Raw genomic sequence first — 20,339 nt, 5'->3', positions numbered from 1 at the left:
GGTCGGGGTAAGGGGATTCGAACTCCTGACATCCTGCTCCCAAAGCAGGCGCGCTACCGGACTGCGCTATACCCCGGCTTGAAATTGGCTCCGTGACCAGGACTCGAACCTGGGACCCAATGATTAACAGTCATTTGCTCTACCGACTGAGCTATCACGGAACTACATATTTCAATTACAACATTTGCTGCTTACTTCACTCTCTTCTACATGTTCGCATCGCTGCGTTCGTGTGTCTGAGGCGCGCTATTCTACAATCTTAAAAACCCCTGTCAACCCTTTAAAATGCTTTTAAGACAATGATTTGCGACTTTTTTCAGATTTCTCCTTGGGGAGAAGAAACCGCTGGGCTGACATACTGCGGGGCGCACTTTACAAGCCTTTGCCTTACAGTTCAACGCCCTATCGAAAAAAAAGGCCTCGCAGTGCGAGGCCTCTTCTATAGCAGCGTAGCGGATGATCAGGCGAAAACGATCTCGTCGTTCTCCACAGTCCCCTTTATGCTGGCCCCAGGCATAAACCGCCCCGAAAGGATCAACTGCGCCAACGGGTTCTCGATCCAGCGCTGAATCGCTCGTTTGAGCGGTCGTGCGCCGTATACCGGGTCGTAACCCACCGCGATCAGCTTATCCAGCGCCTCGCTGTTGAGCTCCAGTTTCAGCTCACGCTCAGCCAGACGGCTACGCAGACGGCCCAGCTGGATTTCGGTGATGCCAGCAATCTGATCCCGGGCCAAAGGCTCGAAGATCACGACTTCATCGATCCGGTTGATGAACTCCGGACGGAAGTGGGTAGACACCGCATCCATCACCGCAGCCCGCTGCGCTTCACGATCACCCACCAACTCCTGAATCTGCACCGAGCCCAGGTTGGAGGTCATCACGATCACCGTATTGCGAAAATCCACGGTCCGCCCGTGGCTGTCAGTCAACCGGCCATCTTCCAGGACTTGCAGCAGCACGTTGAACACGTCCGGGTGGGCCTTCTCAACCTCGTCCAGGAGGATCACCGAATAGGGTTTGCGACGCACCGCCTCAGTCAGGTAGCCGCCCTCCTCATAGCCTACGTAGCCCGGAGGGGCACCAATCAGCCGCGCCACAGAGTGTTTCTCCATGAACTCGGACATATCGATGCGCACCATCGCCTCTTCGGTATCGAAAAGGAATTCGGCCAGTGCCTTGCACAGCTCGGTTTTACCCACACCGGTAGGGCCCAGGAACATAAACGAGCCACTTGGACGGTTCGGATCGGACAACCCGGCACGAGAACGCCGCACCGCGTTGGCTACCGCCACCACGGCCTCGTCCTGACCGATAACGCGCTGGTGCAACAAGCTTTCCATCTTCAACAGCTTGTCGCGCTCACCTTCGAGCATTTTCGATACCGGAATACCGGTCCACTTCGAAACGACTTCAGCGATCTCTTCTTCGGTCACTTTGTTGCGCAGCAACTGATTTTCGCTTTTGCCGTGCTGATCGACCATCTGCAGGCTGCGCTCCAGGTCCGGGATCACCCCGTATTGCAGCTCGGCCATACGGTTGAGATCACCTTTGCGACGGGCAGCTTCCAGCTCCTGACGGGATTGTTCGATTTTCTGCTGAATCTGCGCAGAGCCGTGCACTTCGGCTTTTTCCGAGGTCCAGATTTCTTCCAGATCCGAATACTCACGCTCCAGCCGGACAATTTCCCCCTGCAACTTCTCCAGGCGTTTGATCGCGGCTTCGTCGTCTTCCTTCTTCAGCGCCTGGGATTCAACCTTAAGCTGAATCAAACGGCGCTCCAGGCGATCGAGCACTTCTGGCTTGGAGTCGATCTCCATACGTATACGGCTGGCCGCTTCGTCGATCAGGTCGATGGCCTTGTCCGGCAGCTGGCGATCGGTGATGTAACGATGACTCAGCTTGGCCGCGGCGATGATTGCGCCGTCGGTGATCGCCACCTTGTGGTGGACTTCGTAACGCTCCTTCAAACCGCGCAGGATCGCAATGGTGTCCTCTTCGCTCGGTTCGTCTACCAATACTTTCTGGAAACGCCGCTCGAGCGCAGCGTCCTTCTCTATGTATTGGCGGTATTCATTGAGAGTAGTCGCGCCAACGCAATGCAACTCGCCTCGCGCCAGCGCCGGCTTGAGCATATTGCCTGCATCCATCGAGCCTTCGCCCTTACCGGCGCCCACCATGGTGTGCAGCTCGTCGATGAACAGGATGATCTGCCCTTCCTGCTTCGACAGCTCGTTGAGCAACGACTTCAGGCGCTCTTCGAACTCACCACGGTACTTGGCACCCGCGATCAGCGAACCCATATCCAACGACAGCAGGCGCTTGCCTTTTAGGCCATCAGGCACTTCGCCGTTGATGATCCGCTGGGCCAGGCCCTCGGCGATAGCGGTTTTACCCACGCCTGGCTCACCGATCAAGACCGGGTTGTTCTTGGTACGCCGTTGCAGCACCTGAATAGTCCGGCGAATTTCGTCGTCACGGCCGATCACCGGGTCAAGCTTGCCTTCTTCGGCGCGCTTGGTCAGGTCGATAGTGTATTTGTCCAGGGCCTGGCGCGATTCCTCAACGTTGGCGTCATTGACCGCTTCGCCGCCACGCAGATTGTTGATCGCATTCTCCAGTGCTTTCTTGCTGACGCCTTGGCCGAGCAGCAACTTGCCGAGCTTGCTGTTCTCGTCCATTGCCGCGAGCAACACCAGTTCGCTGGAAATGAATTGGTCGCCTTTTTGCTGCGCCAGGCGATCCGCCTGATTGAGCAGGCGCGCCAGATCCTGCGACATGTTGACGTCGCCGGTAGGGTTCTGGATTTTTGGTAGATGGTCGAGCTCTTTGCTCAACTCTTTGCGCAGACTGTTGACGTCAAAGCCCACTTGCATCAGCAACGGCTTGATCGAGCCACCCTGCTGTTCAAGCAGCGCGTGCATCAGGTGCGCAGGTTCAATGCCCGGATGATCGAGGCCGACTGCCAGAGATTGGGCATCGGATAAGGCTAACTGTAATTTGCTGGTTAAACGGTCTATACGCATGAGTCACCTTCCTAGTTGGGCAGGCCGGAGCGATGGACACACCTTAATGAAGAAAACCTGCCAGATACCCCACAAGATGCGGTCGATTCTGGAAGATTCAAGCGACGCAGGGTTGACGCAGGTCAGGAGAGTCTAGTGTTCGAGCCAGACAAGGGAGGCAAACCGACCGGTGCGAGGACTGCGGCGGTAAGAATAGAAGCGTGGATCGGTCACGGTACAGAAACCGCCGCCGTACACGGCCGTAACGCCGCAAGCTGCCAGACGCAGGCGCGCCAGCAGATAGATGTCGGCCATGAACTTGCCGGTGTTGTGACTCGGGACAAAGGCCTGATCCGCTTCGGGAAGTTGCTGGACAAAGGCCTCGCGAACTTCCGGACCGACTTCAAACGCTTGCGGGCCGATGGCAGGCCCCAACCAGACCAGTACCTCGGAAGGTGGCACGGCAAGACTGTCCAGCGTGGCTTCAAGCACGCCAGCCGCCAGCCCGCGCCACCCGGCATGGGCCGCTGCGACACGAGTGCCGGCGCGGTCACAGAACAACGCAGGCAGGCAGTCCGCTGTCATCACCGTACAGGCGATGCCCGGTGTCGCGGACCAACTGGCGTCAGCGGTTGCGACCAGATCGGGATCTGCATGAGCCACGGCAACGCCATGAACTTGCTGCAGCCAGACCGGCTCAATAGAGAAGTGTTCAGTCAGACGACGGCGATTCTCGGCAACTGCCGCAGGGCTGTCCTCGACATGGTCGCCCAGGTTGAGGCTGTCGAACGGCGCCAGACTGACGCCGCCCGCTCGAGTGGTGACGCAGGCTTTCACCCCGGCCGGCGCAGGCCAGTCAGGAATCAACCAATTCGTCATCCGATGAACGCCTCGCGGTCCTGCTTGAGCAGTGACAGCAACCAGACGAAGTCGTCCGGCAGTGGTGATTCCCAGCTCATGCGTTTACCGGTGGTCGGATGGTCCAACTCAAGGAAACGCGCGTGCAGTGCCTGACGCGGGAACGTTTTCAGCGATTCGACCATGGTCAAGCTAGCGGCCGGCGGGATGCGGAAACGTCCGCCGTAGGCAGGGTCTCCGACCAACGGGAAGTTGATGTGGGCCATGTGCACGCGAATCTGGTGCGTACGACCGGTTTCCAGCTTGACCCGCACGTGAGTGTGGGAGCGGAAACGCTCGAGTACGCGGTAATGACTGACCGCCTGCTTGCCGCCTTCCATCACCGCCATGCGCTGACGCTGCTGGCCGTGACGACCGATCGGCGCGTTGATCTTGCCGCCGGCGGTGACCACACCGATCACGATGCACTCGTAGATCCGGCTGACGCTGCGGCTCTGCAACTGGGTGACCAGCTGGGTCTGCGCCTGAATCGTCTTGGCCACCACCATCAGACCGGTGGTGTCCTTGTCGAGACGGTGCACGATACCGGCGCGCGGCACATTGATGATGTCCGGCACGTGGTGCAGCAAGGCGTTGAGCAGCGTGCCATCAGCATGACCGGCAGCCGGGTGCACCACCAGGCCCGCAGGCTTGTTGATTACCAGGATGTCGTCGTCTTCATAGACGATATCGAGCTTGATGTCTTGAGCGATCCATTCTCCTTGGGCTTCCTGCTCGGCAGTCAGCTCAAGAATGGCGCCACCATGGACTATGTCTCGCGGGCGGATAACCGCTCCATCCACAGTCAGGCGGCCGTCTTTGATCCAGGCGGAAAGGCGCGAGCGCGAGTGCTCAGCGAATAATTGTGCGGCGACTTGATCGAGGCGTTGGCCGCCCAATTCGGACGGCACCTCTGCGCGAAGTTCAATTTTATCGGACATGCTCAGACTAGGCGTCGGCACAGCCTTTGGTTTCGGCTGCGCGCTTGTGGTTAAATACGGCGTCTTTTGCCCCGTGGCTTACAACGGGGCGTTCATCATAACAGGACGGCCACGCCCAAGACAGCGGCCGTCATAGGGACGCAAGCCGCCATGCAAGTGAAACACCTGCTGCTGATCGCCATCCTCGCATTGACCGCTGCTTGCTCATCGAAGGAAGTCGTCGACGAAAACCTGAGCGAGGTCGAGCTGTACCAGCAGGCGCAGGCCGACCTGGACAACCACAGCTACACCAGCGCCACAGCCAAGCTGAAGGCTCTGGAGTCACGCTATCCATTCGGTCGCTACGCTGATCAGGCTCAACTTGAGCTTATCTACGCTAACTACAAGAACGCCGAGCCCGAAGCTGCCAAGTCCGCCGCCGAGCGTTTCATCCGACTGCACCCGCAACATCCGAACGTGGATTATGCGTACTACCTGAAGGGTTTGACCTCCTTTGACCAGGATGTCGGCCTACTGGCGCGTTTTCTGCCTCTGGACATGACCAAGCGTGACCCGGGTGCCGCTCGAGACTCTTACAACGAGTTCGCGCAACTCACCAGCCGTTACCCGAACAGCCGCTACGCGCCGGATGCCAAGCAGCGCATGATTTACCTGCGCAACCTGCTGGCGGCCTACGAGATCCATGTGGCTGACTACTACCTGACCCGTCAGGCCTATGTAGCCGCTGCCAACCGCGGTCGTTATGTGGTGGAAAACTTCCAGGAAACCCCTTCGGTCGGTGACGGCCTGGCGGTGATGGTCGAGTCCTACCAGCGTCTGCACCTGGACGAACTGGCCAATACCAGTCTGGAAACCCTGAAGCTCAACTACCCGAACCACCCGACGCTGGTGGACGGCCAGTTCGTACCGCGGGTTGCCGAAGCGGACAACCGTTCGTGGCTGAGCAAAGTAACCCTGGGCCTGATCGAATCCCGTCCGCCGCTGCCGCCGGGTGAAACCCGCGCCAACCAGGACGTGATGAGGCAGTTCCAGGATGCCAAAGACGCGATCCCGGCCGATCTCAAGCCTAAAGATGCAAACGGTGATGCGGTCAAAGAAGAACAACACGAAGCGGAAGGTAACAAGGGCGGCCGTTCGTGGTTCAGCCGTATGACCTTCGGCGTGTTCGACTGACGCCAGCGTGGTGCCAAAAGGGAGACTTTCGAGTCTCCCTTTTTTATTGCGCTGTGCGCTTGTCTTGTCCTTGGCTAAACTGCCGGATCATTCGTCGAAAAGCTGGTCACCATGGTTCGTTTACTGTTCTGGATCGCTCTGATTGCTGCTGCGGTATGGTTCTGGCGCAAGATCAAGCACTCAACTTCTGCGACCAATACGCCCAGTGAGCAAAGCGCGCCGCCTATGGTCCGCTGTGCCCACTGCGGTGTGCATTTGCCCCGCGACCGTGCGTTACGTCTTCAACAACAGTGGTATTGCAGCCAGGCGCACCTGGAGCAAGGCCCGGATTCACGTGACCGCTGAAACCTTAAGTCCCGGCGGCAAACAGGCCCGTTGAAGTCTTCAGCCTCACATTGGCTGACATCAAACAGATTTATCTGCAGATCGGTACGGGTTCTTTCGACACCTTGATGGACCCGAATCAACGGCCCCAAGAACTAAACAACTTGCGACAAAATGCATTTCGCCACAACGCCAAGTCTCACGAACACGCCGAGGTCCGGCTGAAGTTGTTCATCGAACCCGAAAACGAGCTGCCGACCCTGTAAATACTGGATAACGGCCCCGGTGTGGACGATGAACATCGGGTGCATTTGTTCGACCCCTTCTTCACCACCGATATCCAGGGCACTGGCCTGGGTCTCTATCTGTCCCGTGAGCTGTGCGAAAGCAACCAGGCCAGCCTAGACTTCGAATCACGCCAAGGCGGCGATTGCTTTTGCATCACCTTTGCTCACGGACGAAAACAGAGTTGAATATGGGCCCACGGCAAAAAGTCCTGATCGTCGATGACGAGCAGGATATTCGCGAACTCCTGGAAATCACTTTAGGCCGGATGAAGCTCGACACCCAAAGTGCCCGCAATGCCAGCGAAGCTCGTCGCTGGCTGGCTCAGGAACCTTTCGATCTATGCCTGACCGACATGCGTTTGCCCGACGGCACCGGGCTGGAACTGGTGCAGCACATCCAGCAGCGCTACCCGCAGACTCCGGTGGCGATGATCACCGCCTATGGCAGCCTGGAAACGGCGATCAACGCCCTGAAAGCCGGCGCCTTCGACTTTTTGACCAAACCGGTGGACCTGAGCCGCTTGCGGGAGCTGGTGGCAAGCGCCCTTCGCCTGCCTGCTGCGGGTAGCCAGTCTCCGTCCATCGACAGCCGTCTGCTCGGCGACTCTTTGCCAATGCGCAGCCTGCGCAAACACATTGATAAACTGGCTCGCAGCAAGGCACCGGTGTACATCAGCGGAGAATCTGGTAGTGGCAAGGAGCTGGTGGCCAGGCTGATTCATGAGCAAGGCCCGCGTGCCAGCCGACCATTCGTGCCAGTCAACTGTGGCGCGATTCCGTCAGAACTGATGGAGAGCGAATTCTTCGGCCATCGCAAAGGCAGCTTCAGCGGCGCAATCGAAGACAAACCCGGGCTGTTTCAGGCAGCCAACGGTGGCACGCTGTTCCTTGACGAAGTGGCCGACCTGCCTTTGGCGATGCAGGTCAAACTGTTGCGGGCGATTCAGGAGAAAGCCATTCGCAGCGTCGGAGGGCAACAGGAAGTCGTGGTCCAGGTGCGCATTTTGTGTGCCACGCATAAGGATCTGGACGCCGAAGTCGCCGCTGAACGCTTTCGTCAGGATCTTTATTATCGGTTGAATGTGATCGAACTGCGGGTGCCGCCACTGCGCGAGCGACGCGACGATATTGAGCCGTTGGCCAGCAACGTCCTCAAGCGACTGGCCGCGGACAGCGGCTTGCCGGCGGCGCAGCTGCACCCGCAAGCCCTGGACGCGCTCAAAAGCTATCGCTTCCCGGGCAATGTGCGCGAACTGGAGAACGTGCTTGAACGTGCGCATACCCTCTGCGAAAACAAACAGATCGAAGCGGGTGACCTGCGTCTGGCAGAAGGCAGTTGCACAGCCGAACCCGGTGAGCCGGATCTGGCGCACATCGACAACCTGGAAAACTACCTGGAAAACGTCGAACGCAAATTGATTCTCCAGGCCCTCAAAGAGAACCGCTGGAACCGCACGGCAGCAGCTCGGCGTCTGAATCTGTCGTTTCGTTCGATGCGCTATCGCTTGAAGAAACTAGGGCTGGATTGAGCAGGGACTCTTGCGAGAGCATCCCTCAGGCGACTCATTGTGGTGAAGGAGCTTCCCTCGCCACAATGAATAACCGAACCCAATCCCCGCTAAATGCGCCCTGCCGGGGCATACGGCGCGGGATCAATGACCGGCTCGCGGCCAAGCATCAAGTCGGCGAACAACTGGCAGGAGGCCGGCGCCAGCACCAGGCCATTTCGGTAATGCCCACAGTTGAGCCACAACCCTTCAAACCCCGGAACCTTACCAATATAGGGAATGCCCTCTGGCGAACCCGGCCGCAGCCCCGCCCAATGCCCCACCACTTCGGCATCCACCAACGCTGGAATCAATTCGATGGCCGAGGCCTTCAGGCTTTCCAGGGCGGACTGAGTGGGAGTTTTGTCAAAGCCTTCATGCTCCAGCGTACTGCCGATCAGCACATGGCCGTCACGGCGCGGAATCGCATACCGACCTTTGGCCAGGACCATACTCGAGAGGAAGTCAGACGCGCATTTGTAGAGGATCATCTGACCCTTTACCGGCTCGACCGGTAATTCCAGCCCAAGGCTTTGCAACAACTCACCGCTCCAGGCCCCCGCCGATAGCACCACCTGATCCGCATGAATCTCGCCCGCTGACGTTTGTACGCCGACGACCCTCTCGCCCTGGCGAACAAAACCGCTGACTTCGCATTGCTCATGAATCGTGACATTCGGCAATGCCAGCAACGCGGCCTTGAGCGACTTTACCAATCGCGGATTACGCACGTTGGCCACATCCGCCATGTAGAGCGCCCGCGAGAACCCGGCGCCCAGTACGGGCACTGCATCGTGCGCAACCGAAATATCCACCTTGCTCAGCGGGCGGTTTTCCCTCACGGCCCAGGCCAGTGCCTCGGCCTCATCATCCAGATCAAGCCAGTACAGACCGGTCTTGTGCACCTGCGGATCAATACCGGTCGTTACAAACAGGCGCTCGGCGAGCTGTGGATAAAAATCCTGCGACCAATGGGCCAGCGCAGTGACCGCCGGACTGTAGCGCCACGGGTACAGCGGCGAAACAATCCCGCCGCCAGCCCAGGACGACTCCTGCCCCACATTCGAGCGATCCAGCAGGACCACACTCTGCACTTCAGAAGCCAGATTAAACGCCGTCAGCAGGCCAATAACCCCACCGCCGACAATCACCACTTGCTGTTGCTTGGCCATCTTCTGATCCAACAATAAAAAGACAAAGGGCGCAAAGGACGCCTGAAAAATGGACTCAACGACCCCAGCAATCTTTGGCGGTCAGGCCGCTAGCCGCATTGGTAATGGTTCTGACGCCGGTATTGGTGATCGTGAAATCACCACACTTGTCACTCTCCATCATTGATCCGCTTTTACGTGCCGCTGTCAGCGAGAAGGCCTGATCGGTCAGCGTCGGGGTGATGGTGTAGTAGTCGTTGCCCACGCTGAGGCCGGTGGCGTTGGTGTACACATTGTTCTTCGAATAGAACCGCTCCAGATTCTGTGCCTGCTCGGAGAGCAGCCCGGCGATTGCGGTGCGGTGGGTTTTCTTCACGTATTCGGTAATTGCCGGGTAGCCGATGGTCACCACAATCCCGATGATCGCGATTACGATCATTATTTCAATCAGGGTGAAACCTTGGTTGAATCTACGCATGCCTACATCTCACTTACTGTATTTGTCGCCACATGATCCGTCGGCTTGCACCGCCCGGTTTTTCTACCAGCGTGGAAATGCCACCACTGGAATCGTTCACTATCTTGCCGGTCGCGTCGTCGATGATCGCGGTCGGTACTGGAATACCGCCACTAAAGATCACGCCACTGGACAGTGTATCCATGCTGTCGATCCCCCCATCACCGTTGGTATCGAGTACTGCACAGTTGAGCATCTTACCGCTGAACGCATCCAGTTCGACCAGTTTACCGGCGCCGACGCTGGAACAGAGGTCCGCCGTATCCACGCCCGTACCGGTCAATACTTTGTGCCCCAACACTGGGTTGACCTGGATGCTGTCGAGCAAAGGTGGTGAGTCCGAGGACTCGACGGCGTAAGTCGGCGCCGCCAGGTACAGACTCGACACAGTGGCGCAGAACAACTGCAGCAACCAACGTTGCCAGCTTACGCGGGCCTCAATACTTCGCATAAATACTCTCCAGCACGCTGCGTGAGTTACCCACCCGCCCGACCGCCGTGACCCGATACAGCGTAGCGCAGGTGTTGCCTGGGACATTGACGGCGATCATTGTCGTGCCGATGTTCTGCACCCCATAAAAGCCGTCACCGGCGGCGATCCAGTTCACCCCTGAGGAGGAATTGAGGCCGGCGGTAGCCACCACCGACGATTCGGCAGGCGGCGCGCACCGAGTTCCCGCGCAAACCGATAGTGAGTAGGCGTTCTGCTGCACGGCGCTTTCACCGATCCGCAATGCGGCTTCGGCCAGTTGAAACGACTGATTGCGCAGAATTACGCTGCCGGCCATTTTTTCTTGCAAGGTCGCGTTCTGCATCGATGAAATGCCGATTAGCGTCAACAGCAAGAGAAACACCAGGCTGACCAGCAGTGCCATGCCGCGCTCGGACCGTGCCGTCATTCGAGGAATACTCATTGGCACCGCGCCCTACAGCAACCGGTTGCGCAAAGCGGCAACCACGTTATAGGTCTGGTTGCGTACGCGGCTGTTCGGGTCCGTCAGGGTCAAGGTCAAGCGCACACTGCGTATACGCGCCGGATCGGAGGGGTTGCTGGTGTAGCTGGAAGCTGCGATATCAGTGGCTGTACTGGCGACCCCGAAGGTCACGCCGAAAGCGCTGACGTTGTTCACCAGCACCTGGCTGGCCTGGGTGCCAATGGCCACCCACAATTGATTGTTGCTGAAGGTGTAGGTCAATCGGCGGATCGGGAACGCCAACTGCCCGGTCGGGGCCGCATGAGCGCCGGAATAGGCCGTTGCGCTGTTTCGACAGTCGGAGATTACAGTCCAGATCGGCGCACCGCCGTTGTTGCCGACGTCGGCGGTCACCAGTGTCAACTTGAGATTGGCATTGTCCCAGCTGATGGGCGTTACCGAGCTGGCAGCGAAGTCCGAGGCCGAGCTCGAATCGGTGATCGCCCCAAGGCAACCGAACATGCCGACCATACGTATTTCCTGGAGCATTTTGCTCAGGACGAAACGCGCATCCTCCTGCATGTTGGCTGAGGCGTTCTGGCTGACGTAGGTGTTTTTCGCCGAAATGAATATCTGCGCTACACCCAGCACCACGATCAGACTCAACGCCAACGCCACCATCATCTCGATCAGGCCGAAACCTCTGAGCAACCTGTTCACGGCGTCACCGCAGGGTCGGCGGCGACGCGGCTGGTCAGGACAAAACTTCGCTGAGGGGGGCTGCTCTGACCGGGGTTGGCCGCTGTGCCAGCGCGTGAATCGTCCCAGTTGATGGTGATTGTGAACACTCGCTGGTTCACCGTAACGCTCCCGGTCGCCGTCGGCCCGCCAAAATTGATGATGTTGGTAGTGAAGTCGTAGAGGTCCTGATCCCGGGCAACATTCAGGTTGCTCGAGCCGGGAGGCGTGACGCTGTAATCGGCGCCGGAGTTGGCCCGAATGCGGTCCAGCATGTCATAGGCGATAAAACTGGCCTGGCTGGTCATCAGCGAACTGTCAGTGTATTTCAGCGCATTCAACTGAATTGCCGCCGCGCCCAACAACCCTACGCCGAGGATCAATACCGCAACCAATACTTCAATCAGTGTCATGCCGTCCTGTGCACGCGTTCCCGATACCGTCATTCATCGTCCTTGTTTGCGCTTGCGACACATAATTGATGACCACGGCTGTGGCTGGCATCGACAACCTGCGCAGATTGTTGAAATCGATGCTGGATACCCCGAAGGTTAGCGTCAACGTCGCGTCGCTGCTCATGGCTGGCACAACCGGCAATACATTCGCCGGGTTGCCGGTACCGTCGTAAATCGAAAGCTGCGCAGTCCAGACACTGTCATCGGCTATAACTAACCCTACAACCAGGATCATTCATCGACTTGATGTAGGTTGATTTGCCAGGACCCGCGCACGGATCGCGCATGCTCACACCATCTCCATGGAGGGAGACGCTATGCCTCAGAAAGGTTTCAGTCTGATTGAACTGCTAGCAGGACTGGCCATTACCGCCCTCCTCCTGCAACTTGCCAGCCCGCCGTTCAAGGGACTGATCGAGTCGATGCACCGAGAGAATGCTGCTCAAACGCTCGTCAGTGGCCTGCGCAATGCCCGTACAGAAGCCATCCTGCGCAACCAGATCATCGTCATCCATGCAGTGGACGACGACTGGAGCCAGGGTTGGCGAATCATTCTGGATATCAGTGGCAAGGGTCATAAGGACAGCGATAACCCGGTGCTGCTTGAGCGCCAGGAAAGCGGGCGGGTGACGATTGTCGGAAATGGACCGGTGAAGAACTATGTTCGTTTCACCGGTTTGGGCGAAGCGTTGCTGTCAGGGTCAGGCGGTGCCTTTCGCGCCGGGACCATGTATGTTTGTGCCACGGACCAAGGTATCAGTCACCATCAAGTGGTGCTGGCCAAGACTGGCCGCATCAGTCTGCGCAGCGATAAGACCGAGCAGAAGCTGTGCGAGGGTGACACCTCACAGCAGCGAGCGAACACGTAGTTCTTTAGGCATGGAGAAGGTGATGTTCTCCTCGCGACCGGCCAGCTCATCGGCACCGGTTGCGCCCCAGGCCTGCAATTGCTGAATCACGCCGCGCACCAGCACTTCCGGTGCTGAAGCGCCGGCGGTGATGCCAATCCGCTCGACGCCATCGAACCAGCTGAGCTGCAGGTCTTCAGCACCGTCGATCAGATAGGCCGGGGTGGCCATGCGCTCGGCCAGTTCGCGCAGGCGGTTGGAGTTGGAGCTGTTCGGACTGCCGACTACCAACACCACATCGCACTCGTCCGCCAGTTGCTTGACTGCGTCCTGACGGTTTTGCGTGGCGTAGCAGATGTCGTCCTTGCGCGGACCACCAATGGCCGGGAAACGACTGCGCAGTGCGTCGATGACGCGACTGGTGTCATCCATGGACAAAGTGGTCTGGGTCACGAACGCCAGGTTCTCTGGATTGCGCACTTGCAACGCGGCGACGTCTTTTTCATCTTCTACCAGGTAGATCGCCCCGCCACTGCTGCTGTCGTACTGGCCCATGGTGCCTTCGACTTCCGGGTGACCGGCGTGGCCGATAAGGATGCACTCGCGACCGTCGCGGCTGTAACGCGCGACTTCAATGTGAACCTTGGTCACCAACGGACAGGTCGCATCGAAGACTTTCAGGCCACGGCCTGCCGCTTCGGTACGCACTGCCTGGGAAACACCGTGGGCGCTGAAGATCACGATGACGTCGTCCGGCACCTGATCCAGTTCTTCGACGAAGATCGCTCCGCGAGCGCGCAGGTCTTCGACGACAAATTTGTTGTGGACCACTTCGTGGCGCACATAGATTGGCGGTCCGAAGACTTCCAGGGCGCGATTGACGATTTCGATCGCCCGGTCGACACCGGCGCAGAAGCCACGGGGGTTGGCGAGTTTGATTTGCATACTGTGCCTCGTGGCTGTGTGCGCAAGAAGTTAGTTCATTGCAACCGCTTCGCGGTTGTTCGCGCTGCCTTTAAAGCGCTTTGACTTCAATGATCTCGACGTCAAAGGTCAACGTCTTGCCAGCCAGCGGGTGGTTGAAGTCGATGGTCACCTGGGCATCATCGAACGCTTTGACCACACCGGGCAGCTCGGTATTCGCCGCATCATTGAAAATCACCAGCAAGCCTTCGGACAGCTCCATATCCTGGAACTGCGAACGCGGGATGATCTGCACGTTTTGCGGGTTTGGTTGACCGAAAGCGTTTTCCGGCAGGATCTGCAGGTTGCGCTTGTCGCCAGCCTTGAAGCCGAACAACGCCACTTCGAAACCCGGCAGCAGGTTGCCGTCACCGACCTTGAAGGTCGCCGGGGCCTTGTCGAAGGTGCTGTCGACGGTGTCGCCGTTCTCCAGGCGCAATGCGAAATGCAAGGTGACTTCCGTGTTCTGGCCGATGCGTTGCTCAGCCAATAACTGTTCAGTCATGAACGGTTTCTCCAGTCTTTTTACTTTTGAACATATCCAGCGCCAGCATTACCGCACCAACACTGATGGCGCTGTCGGCAAAGTTGAATGCCGGGAAATACCAGCGATTCTGCCAATGCACCAAAATGAAATCGATCACATGGCCCAAGGCAATGCGGTCGTACAGGTTGCCCAGAGCACCGCCAAGAACCAGCGCCAGCGCAATCGCCAGCCAGGTTTCGTTGCGCCCCAGACGCTTGAGCCAGATCACCAGCACCGCACTGACCACGATCGCGATCAAAGCGAACAGCCAGCGTTGCCAGCCGGAGCTATCAGCCAGGAAACTGAACGCTGCACCGGTGTTGTAGGCCAACGTCCAGCTGAAGTAATCCGGGATCACCACAATCTGCTGGTACATCGTCAGCGAGCCTGCAAAGTAGAACTTGCTGGCCTGGTCAATGACCAGTACCAGCACGCTCAACCAGAGCCAGCTCAGCCGTCCGAAACGGCTAGCAGCGTTAGGCATAGTGACGAACCTCGCCAGCACCGCTGATGTTGTCGACGCAGCGACCGCAGATTTCCGGATGCTCGGGATTGATCCCGACGTCCTCGCGGCAATGCCAGCAACGGGCGCACTTGGCGAAAGAGGACTTGACCACTTTCAGCTTGAGGCCAGCCACTTCGGTTTCCACTGCATCGGCCGGCGCTTGCACCAAAGGTGCAACGCTGGCGGTCGAGGTGATCAGGACGAAGCGCAGTTCGTTGCTCAGCCTGGCCAGGTCGGCCGACAGCGACTCCTCGGCGAACAGCGTCACTTCAGCCTGCAGGTTGCCGCCAACGGCCTTGGCCGCACGCTGGTTTTCCAGTTCTTTGTTGACCGCGACCTTGACCGCCATGATCCGCTCCCAGTAGGCGCGGTCCAACTCGAAGCCTTCCGGCAACTCACTGAGGCCTTCGTACCAGGTGTTGAGCATGACCGATTCGTTACGCTCGCCCGGCAGGTACTGCCACAGCTCGTCGGCGGTGAAGGCCAGAATCGGTGCGATCCAGCGCACCAGCGCTTCGCTGATGTGGAACAACGCGGTCTGGCAGGAGCGCCGGGCCTTGCTGTCGGTGCCAGTGGTGTACTGACGGTCCTTGATGATATCCAGGTAGAAACCGCCCAGCTCCTGCACGCAGAAGTTGTGCACTTTCGAGTAAACGTTCCAGAAACGGTACTCGCCGTAATGCTCTTGCAACTCGCGTTGCAGCAACAATGTGCGATCCACCGCCCAACGGTCCAGCGCAAGCATTTCTTCAGCCGGCAGGATGTCGGTGGCCGGGTTGAAACCGGTCAGGTTCGAGAGCAGGAAACGCGCGGTGTTACGGATCCGCCGGTAGGCGTCCGCACTGCGTTGCAGGATTTGCTCGGAAACCGCGATCTCGCCCGAATAGTCAGTGGATGCTACCCACAGACGCATGATGTCGGCGCCCAGGGTGTCGTTGACCTTCTGCGGCGCGATCACGTTGCCCAAGGACTTGGACATTTTGCGGCCACTCTCGTCGACAGTGAAACCGTGGGTCAGCAACTCGCGGTACGGCGCGTGATTGTCGATGGCACAACCGGTCAACAACGACGAGTGGAACCAGCCGCGGTGCTGGTCAGAGCCTTCCAGGTACAGGTCGGCACGCGGACCGCTCTCGTGGCCTATCGAGTGCGAACCACGCAGCACGTGCCAGTGAGTGGTGCCCGAGTCGAACCAGACGTCGAGGGTATCGCTGATCTTGTCGTAAAGCGCTGCTTCGTCACCGAGCAGCTCGGCAGCGTCCATCTTGAACCAGGCTTCGATACCTTCCACTTCGACGCGTTTGGCAACTTCTTCCATCAGTTCGACGGTACGTGGGTGCAATTCACCGCTTTCCTTGTTCAGGAAGAACGGAATCGGCACGCCCCAGTTACGCTGACGGGAGATGCACCAGTCCGGACGGTTGGCAATCATCGAGTGCAGACGCGCCTGGCCCCAGGCCGGAACGAACGTGGTGTCTTCGATGGCCTTGATCGCACGCTTGCGCAGGGTCTCGCCGGTAGCCGGCTGTTTGTCCATGCCGACGAACCACTGCGCGGTAGCGCGGTAGATCAGCGGGGTCTTGTGCCGCCAGCAGTGCATGTAGCTGTGGCTGATGGTTTCGGTGTTCAGCAATGCACCGACTTCAGCGAGTTTGTCGACGATGGCCGGGTTGGCTTTCCAGATGAACTGGCCGCCAAAGAACTCCAGCGAAGGGGCATACACGCCGTTACTCTGCACTGGCGTGAGGATGTCGTCGTTGACCATGCCGTAACGCTTGCAGGTCACGAAGTCGTCTTCACCGTAGGCTGGCGCGGAGTGAACCACGCCGGTGCCTGCGCCCAGTTCGACGTAGTCGGCCAGGTAAACCGGCGACAGACGATCGTAGAACGGGTGACGGAAATTGATCAGCTCCAGTGCCGCGCCTGGAACGGTGGAGATCACCGAACCTTGCAGGTTGTAGCGAGCCAGGCAGGATTCGACCAGCTCTTCAGCCAGCACCAGCAGCTTGTCGCCGACATCGACCAGGGCGTACTCGAACTCCGGGTGAACGTTCAGCGCCTGGTTGGCCGGGATGGTCCACGGGGTAGTGGTCCAGATCACGATCGAGGTTGGCTTGCTCAGGGCAGCAACGCCGAAAGCGGTCGCCAGTTGGGCTTCGTCAACGATCGGGAAGGCTACGTCGATGGTCGAGGACTTTTTGTCCTGATACTCGACTTCCGCTTCAGCCAACGCCGAGCCGCAGTCAAAACACCAGTTCACGGGCTTGAGCCCCTTGAACACGAAACCGCCCTTGACCATTTCCGCCAGCGCACGGATTTCTCCAGCCTCGTTGGCAAAATCCATGGTTTTGTAGGGGTTGGCGAAGTCGCCGAGCACGCCGAGGCGGATGAACTCGGACTTCTGCCCTTCGATCTGCTCGGTGGCGTAGGCACGGCACAGCTCGCGGGTTTCGTCCGCGGACAGGTTCTTGCCGTGAGTCACTTCGATTTTGTGTTCGATCGGCAGGCCATGGCAGTCCCAGCCCGGAACATAAGGCGCGTCGAAACCCGAAAGGGTTTTCGAGCGGATGATCATGTCCTTGAGAATTTTGTTCAGCGCATGACCGATGTGAATAGTGCCGTTGGCGTACGGAGGACCGTCGTGCAGAACGAACTTCGGACGATCCTTACCAATCTCACGCAACTTCTGGTACAGGCCAATGCTGTCCCAGCGCTGCAGAATCTGCGGTTCGCGCTGAGGCAGGCCGGCCTTCATCGGGAAGGCGGTGTCCGGAAGGTTTAACGTGGCTTTATAGTCGGTCATTTAAGGCTCTTCATTAGCGATTGGCGCTAGGTGCGGCATAGGCACGGGCGGCGGCGACATCCGCATTGATCGCCGTCTTAAGCGCCTCCAGAGAGGCAAAACGCTGCTCTTCGCGCAGCTTGTGGTGGAAAACCACCGTCAAACGCCGGTCATACAGATCGCCGGCAAAATCTAAAAGATGGACTTCCAGGTGGGCTTTGCCATCACCTGCAACCGTTGGCCGAACGCCTATATTGGCGACACCGGGCCAGGGTTGACCGTCGATTTCGACACTTACCAGATAAACCCCGGTCAGTGGCACGCGACGGCGTTTGAGTTGCACATTGGCCGTTGGCGTGCCCAATTGGCGCGCCAGCTTCTGCCCATGCAGTATCCGCCCGGCAATCTGGAACGGACGACCGAGCAGACGCTCGGCCAAAGCAAAATCAGCAGCGGCCAAGGCATTGCGTACCTGGGTGCTACTGACACGTATACCGTCCAGTTCAACGGTCTGCGCCGCTTCGACGGTAAAACCCTGAACGACCCCGGCCTGTTGCAGAAAATCGAAATCCCCTGCCCGGTCGCAGCCGAAACGGAAGTCGTCACCGACCTCCAGATGCTGCACTCCAAGGCCATCGACCAGAATAGTATCGACGAACTCGGCGGCGCTGAGCTTGCTCAACCGTTGATTGAAGGCCAGGCACAAGACCCGGTCGACCCCCTCGCAGGCCAGCAGCTGCAGCTTGTCGCGCAATCGCGCCAAGCGGGCTGGAGCCGTGTCTGGCGCGAAAAACTCACGCGGCTGCGGCTCGAAAATCACCACACAGCTGGGTACGCCCAACTCAAGCGCACGCTCACGCAGCCTGGCCAGGATAGCCTGGTGACCACGATGAACACCGTCAAAGTTGCCAATAGTGGCGACACAGCCCCGATGCTGGGGGCGCAAATTGTGGAGGCCTCGAACCAGCTGCATAACACGCTTCTTGCTTATAAAGTGGTCGATTATAACCACACCCGGCGGCCGACGACAGGCAACACCGCAACCCAAAGTGGTCGAACCGATAAAATCGACGTTTGACCCGCGCTTATCCGTGAAAAATCGTTAGTTCAACGCCTTGCGATTGAAATCCCGAAGGCGGAAGCCCATCAGCGCCAGCATGCCGAAGTACGCCACCACGCCCGCCACGACCAACGCCCCCAGACGCAGGAAACGCTCAAGCATTTGCCCCTGATCCCAGGCCGGCATGAACCGCATCGAACCCAGCAATACCGCGGACATTACCGCCACCGCGACCACCAGCTTCAGACCAAACTTCCCCCAGCCCGGTTGCGGCTGAAACATTTTCTTCTTGCGCAGTTGATAAAACAGCAGACCGGCATTGATGCAAGCGCCGACGCTGATGGCCAACGCCAGGCCCGCATGCTTCAGCGGCCCGATAAAGGCAAGGTTGAGCAACTGCGTGACGATCAGCGTGAAGATGGCGATTTTGACCGGCGTACGGATGTTTTGCTGCGCATAAAAACCGGGAGCCAGCACCTTGATCACTATAATCCCGAGCAACCCCACCGAATAGGCGATCAAGGCTCGCTGGGTCATCAACGCGTCAAACGCACTGAAATGGCCATACTGGAACAGCGAAACGGTCAGCGGCTCGGCCAGAATCCCCAGCGCCAGAGAGCACGGCAGCACCAGCATGAAACACAGGCGCAAGCCCCAATCGAGAATCCGCGAGTATTCGTGGCGATCCTTGTTGGCATAGGTCTTGGCCAGCGTCGGCAACAGAATTGTCCCCAGCGCCACACCCAGCACCCCGGACGGCAGCTCCATCAAGCGGTCAGCGTAATACATCCACGACACCGAGCCCGCCACCAGGAACGAGGCGAAGATGGTGTTGATGATCAACGAGATCTGGCTCACCGAAACCCCGAGTATCGCCGGTAGCATCTGCTTCATCACCCGCCAGACGCCAGTATCACGCAGGTTCAGGCGCGGCAACACGAGCATGCCGATCTTCTTGAGGTGCGGCAGCTGGTACAGCAACTGCGCCAGACCGCCGGCCAGGACTGCCCAGCCCAATGCCATGACCGGTGGATCGAAGTACGGTGTCAGGAACACCGCAAAGATGATCATGCTGACGTTGAGCAGGGTCGGCACAAAGGCCGGCACAGAGAAACGGTTCCAGGTATTGAGAATCGCCCCGGCCAGCGAAGACAGGGAGATCAGTAATATATAAGGAAAGGTCACCCGCAGCAGATCGGACGTCAGCGCGAACTTTTCCGGTGTATTGGCGAAACCCGGCGCGGTCGCCCAGATCACCCAGGGCGCAGCAATCATCCCCAGCGCCGTGACCAGCGCCAACACCAGCGTCAGCAAGCCCGAGACGTAGGCAATAAAAGTGCGCGTCGCCTCTTCACCCTGCTGGTTTTTGTATTCAGCCAGAATCGGTACGAATGCCTGGGAAAACGCCCCCTCGGCGAAGATTCGCCGCAGCAGATTGGGCAGTTTAAACGCAATAAAGAACGCATCCGTGGCCATCCCTGCGCCAAATGCGCGCGCGATGATGGTGTCACGCACAAACCCCAGAACCCGGGAAAGCATCGTGATAGAGCTGACGGCGGCCAACGACTTGAGCAGATTCATTGAAAGAGTTTTTGCCTGTAGATAAAGAGCAGGCGAACAAAGCGCCCACATATGCGATACTCCGCGCCGCAACAGCACAGAGCCAAAGCTCGCGAGTTTACAGGTCGCACGCCGGAAAGAAATATC

18 protein-coding genes, 2 tRNA genes and 3 pseudogenes are annotated in these 20,339 nt (G+C 58.6%); 5 read left to right on the top strand and 18 right to left on the bottom strand.

Annotated elements, in window-relative coordinates:
- Positions 1-2: 2 nt before the first annotated feature.
- The 5 genes from AC07UI_RS17235 to rluD form a co-directional block, all read right to left on the bottom strand.
- A tRNA-Pro gene (locus AC07UI_RS17235) sits at positions 3-76 on the bottom strand.
- Positions 77-85: 9 nt separating this feature from the next.
- Positions 86-161, bottom strand: a tRNA-Asn gene (locus AC07UI_RS17230).
- A 299-nt stretch (positions 162-460) separates the two neighbouring features.
- Positions 461-3,025 (bottom strand): ATP-dependent chaperone ClpB, encoded by a 2,565-nt coding sequence (gene clpB / locus AC07UI_RS17225; RefSeq protein WP_494993621.1) that lies wholly within the window; start codon positions 3,023-3,025, stop codon positions 461-463.
- Between the two features lie 132 nt (positions 3,026-3,157).
- Entirely contained in the window at positions 3,158-3,883 is a 726-nt protein-coding gene (gene pgeF, locus AC07UI_RS17220) for a peptidoglycan editing factor PgeF (protein ID WP_494993620.1), read from the bottom strand.
- The gene (gene rluD, locus AC07UI_RS17215) at positions 3,880-4,842 is read right to left on the bottom strand and encodes a 23S rRNA pseudouridine(1911/1915/1917) synthase RluD (protein ID WP_489070717.1); all 963 of its coding nucleotides are present in this window, start codon (positions 4,840-4,842) and stop codon (positions 3,880-3,882) included. Before rluD ends, pgeF begins: the two co-directional genes overlap by 4 nt.
- A gap of 150 nt (positions 4,843-4,992) precedes the next feature.
- Here rluD and AC07UI_RS17210 point away from each other — a divergent pair, with 150 nt between their 5' ends.
- The 4 genes and pseudogenes from AC07UI_RS17210 to AC07UI_RS17195 all read left to right on the top strand — a co-directional run bounded on the left by AC07UI_RS17210 (position 4,993) and on the right by AC07UI_RS17195 (position 8,155).
- On the top strand, positions 4,993-6,015 hold the full coding sequence (locus AC07UI_RS17210) for an outer membrane protein assembly factor BamD (RefSeq protein WP_494993619.1): 1,023 nt from the start codon (positions 4,993-4,995) through the stop codon (positions 6,013-6,015).
- Between the two features lie 111 nt (positions 6,016-6,126).
- Positions 6,127-6,360 carry a PP0621 family protein gene (locus AC07UI_RS17205; protein ID WP_494993618.1) on the top strand — a complete coding sequence of 78 codons (234 nt, stop codon included), beginning with the start codon at positions 6,127-6,129 and terminating at the stop codon, positions 6,358-6,360.
- A gap of 62 nt (positions 6,361-6,422) precedes the next feature.
- Positions 6,423-6,812 (top strand): annotated as a pseudogene (locus tag AC07UI_RS17200) (sensor histidine kinase); the annotation flags it as partial.
- Between the two features lie 2 nt (positions 6,813-6,814).
- Positions 6,815-8,155 carry a sigma-54-dependent transcriptional regulator gene (locus AC07UI_RS17195; protein ID WP_494993617.1) on the top strand — a complete coding sequence of 447 codons (1,341 nt, stop codon included), beginning with the start codon at positions 6,815-6,817 and terminating at the stop codon, positions 8,153-8,155.
- A gap of 89 nt (positions 8,156-8,244) precedes the next feature.
- Here the strand turns inward: AC07UI_RS17195 and thiO are convergent, their stop codons facing one another.
- The 7 genes and pseudogenes from thiO to AC07UI_RS17160 all read right to left on the bottom strand — a co-directional run.
- On the bottom strand, positions 8,245-9,345 hold the full coding sequence (gene thiO / locus AC07UI_RS17190) for a glycine oxidase ThiO (RefSeq protein ID WP_494993616.1): 1,101 nt from the start codon (positions 9,343-9,345) through the stop codon (positions 8,245-8,247).
- A gap of 55 nt (positions 9,346-9,400) precedes the next feature.
- Positions 9,401-9,802: a type IV pilin protein gene (locus AC07UI_RS17185; RefSeq protein ID WP_494993615.1), complete on the bottom strand. Its 402-nt coding sequence runs from the start codon at positions 9,800-9,802 to the stop codon at positions 9,401-9,403.
- A 13-nt stretch (positions 9,803-9,815) separates the two neighbouring features.
- Positions 9,816-10,154 (bottom strand): annotated as a pseudogene (locus tag AC07UI_RS17180) (pilus assembly protein); the annotation flags it as partial.
- Between the two features lie 124 nt (positions 10,155-10,278).
- On the bottom strand, positions 10,279-10,755 hold the full coding sequence (locus AC07UI_RS17175; RefSeq protein ID WP_494993614.1) for a pilus assembly PilX family protein: 477 nt from the start codon (positions 10,753-10,755) through the stop codon (positions 10,279-10,281).
- A gap of 12 nt (positions 10,756-10,767) precedes the next feature.
- Positions 10,768-11,475 (bottom strand): PilW family protein, encoded by a 708-nt coding sequence (locus AC07UI_RS17170; protein WP_494993613.1) that lies wholly within the window; start codon positions 11,473-11,475, stop codon positions 10,768-10,770.
- Positions 11,472-11,939: a type IV pilus modification protein PilV gene (pilV, locus tag AC07UI_RS17165; RefSeq protein WP_494993612.1), complete on the bottom strand. Its 468-nt coding sequence runs from the start codon at positions 11,937-11,939 to the stop codon at positions 11,472-11,474. Before pilV ends, AC07UI_RS17170 begins: the two co-directional genes overlap by 4 nt.
- Positions 11,893-12,156, bottom strand: a pseudogene (locus tag AC07UI_RS17160) (hypothetical protein); the annotation flags it as partial. The pseudogene AC07UI_RS17160 and the gene pilV, both read right to left, overlap by 47 nt.
- A gap of 109 nt (positions 12,157-12,265) precedes the next feature.
- Here AC07UI_RS17160 and AC07UI_RS17155 point away from each other — a divergent pair.
- Positions 12,266-12,817: a GspH/FimT family pseudopilin gene (locus AC07UI_RS17155; RefSeq protein ID WP_494993611.1), complete on the top strand. Its 552-nt coding sequence runs from the start codon at positions 12,266-12,268 to the stop codon at positions 12,815-12,817.
- Here the strand turns inward: AC07UI_RS17155 and ispH are convergent.
- The 6 genes from ispH to murJ all read right to left on the bottom strand — a co-directional run bounded on the left by ispH (position 12,794) and on the right by murJ (position 20,213).
- Entirely contained in the window at positions 12,794-13,741 is a 948-nt protein-coding gene (ispH, locus tag AC07UI_RS17150; protein ID WP_494993610.1) for a 4-hydroxy-3-methylbut-2-enyl diphosphate reductase, read from the bottom strand. The genes AC07UI_RS17155 and ispH overlap by 24 nt on opposite strands.
- Positions 13,742-13,811: 70 nt before the next feature.
- Positions 13,812-14,249, bottom strand: a complete 438-nt coding sequence (fkpB, locus tag AC07UI_RS17145) for an FKBP-type peptidyl-prolyl cis-trans isomerase (protein WP_494993633.1) — start codon at positions 14,247-14,249, stop codon at positions 13,812-13,814.
- A 7-nt stretch (positions 14,250-14,256) separates the two neighbouring features.
- Positions 14,257-14,769: a signal peptidase II gene (gene lspA, locus AC07UI_RS17140; RefSeq protein WP_494993609.1), complete on the bottom strand. Its 513-nt coding sequence runs from the start codon at positions 14,767-14,769 to the stop codon at positions 14,257-14,259.
- The gene (ileS, locus tag AC07UI_RS17135; protein ID WP_494993608.1) at positions 14,762-17,593 is read right to left on the bottom strand and encodes an isoleucine--tRNA ligase; all 2,832 of its coding nucleotides are present in this window, start codon (positions 17,591-17,593) and stop codon (positions 14,762-14,764) included. Before ileS ends, lspA begins: the two co-directional genes overlap by 8 nt.
- A gap of 13 nt (positions 17,594-17,606) precedes the next feature.
- Positions 17,607-18,545 carry a bifunctional riboflavin kinase/FAD synthetase gene (gene ribF, locus AC07UI_RS17130; RefSeq protein WP_494993607.1) on the bottom strand — a complete coding sequence of 313 codons (939 nt, stop codon included), beginning with the start codon at positions 18,543-18,545 and terminating at the stop codon, positions 17,607-17,609.
- A gap of 129 nt (positions 18,546-18,674) precedes the next feature.
- A complete protein-coding gene (gene murJ, locus AC07UI_RS17125) occupies positions 18,675-20,213 on the bottom strand; it encodes a murein biosynthesis integral membrane protein MurJ (protein WP_494993606.1) in 1,539 nt (512 codons plus the stop codon).
- Positions 20,214-20,339 lie beyond the last annotated feature (126 nt).

It is taken from the genome of Pseudomonas sp. GW821-FHT04C07, assembly GCF_059420325.1.
The sequence above is the reverse complement of the archived record's forward strand: the minus strand, read 5'-3'. Positions and strand labels throughout refer to the sequence as shown.

Bases quoted from the DNA above. Each gene is read 5' to 3' on its own strand.
- clpB (WP_494993621.1), bottom strand. From the start codon at position 3,025: ATGCGTATAGACCGTTTAACCAGCAAATTACAGTTAGCCTTATCCGAT.
- pgeF (WP_494993620.1), bottom strand. From the start codon at position 3,883: ATGACGAATTGGTTGATTCCTGACTGGCCTGCGCCGGCCGGGGTGAAA.
- rluD (WP_489070717.1), bottom strand. From the start codon at position 4,842: ATGTCCGATAAAATTGAACTTCGCGCAGAGGTGCCGTCCGAATTGGGC.
- AC07UI_RS17210 (WP_494993619.1), top strand. From the start codon at position 4,993: ATGCAAGTGAAACACCTGCTGCTGATCGCCATCCTCGCATTGACCGCT.
- AC07UI_RS17205 (WP_494993618.1), top strand. From the start codon at position 6,127: ATGGTTCGTTTACTGTTCTGGATCGCTCTGATTGCTGCTGCGGTATGG.
- AC07UI_RS17195 (WP_494993617.1), top strand. From the start codon at position 6,815: ATGGGCCCACGGCAAAAAGTCCTGATCGTCGATGACGAGCAGGATATT.
- thiO (WP_494993616.1), bottom strand. From the start codon at position 9,345: ATGGCCAAGCAACAGCAAGTGGTGATTGTCGGCGGTGGGGTTATTGGC.
- AC07UI_RS17185 (WP_494993615.1), bottom strand. From the start codon at position 9,802: ATGCGTAGATTCAACCAAGGTTTCACCCTGATTGAAATAATGATCGTA.
- AC07UI_RS17175 (WP_494993614.1), bottom strand. From the start codon at position 10,755: ATGAGTATTCCTCGAATGACGGCACGGTCCGAGCGCGGCATGGCACTG.
- pilV (WP_494993612.1), bottom strand. From the start codon at position 11,939: ATGACGGTATCGGGAACGCGTGCACAGGACGGCATGACACTGATTGAA.
- AC07UI_RS17155 (WP_494993611.1), top strand. From the start codon at position 12,266: ATGCCTCAGAAAGGTTTCAGTCTGATTGAACTGCTAGCAGGACTGGCC.
- ispH (WP_494993610.1), bottom strand. From the start codon at position 13,741: ATGCAAATCAAACTCGCCAACCCCCGTGGCTTCTGCGCCGGTGTCGAC.
- lspA (WP_494993609.1), bottom strand. From the start codon at position 14,769: ATGCCTAACGCTGCTAGCCGTTTCGGACGGCTGAGCTGGCTCTGGTTG.
- ileS (WP_494993608.1), bottom strand. From the start codon at position 17,593: ATGACCGACTATAAAGCCACGTTAAACCTTCCGGACACCGCCTTCCCG.
- ribF (WP_494993607.1), bottom strand. From the start codon at position 18,545: ATGCAGCTGGTTCGAGGCCTCCACAATTTGCGCCCCCAGCATCGGGGC.
- murJ (WP_494993606.1), bottom strand. From the start codon at position 20,213: ATGAATCTGCTCAAGTCGTTGGCCGCCGTCAGCTCTATCACGATGCTT.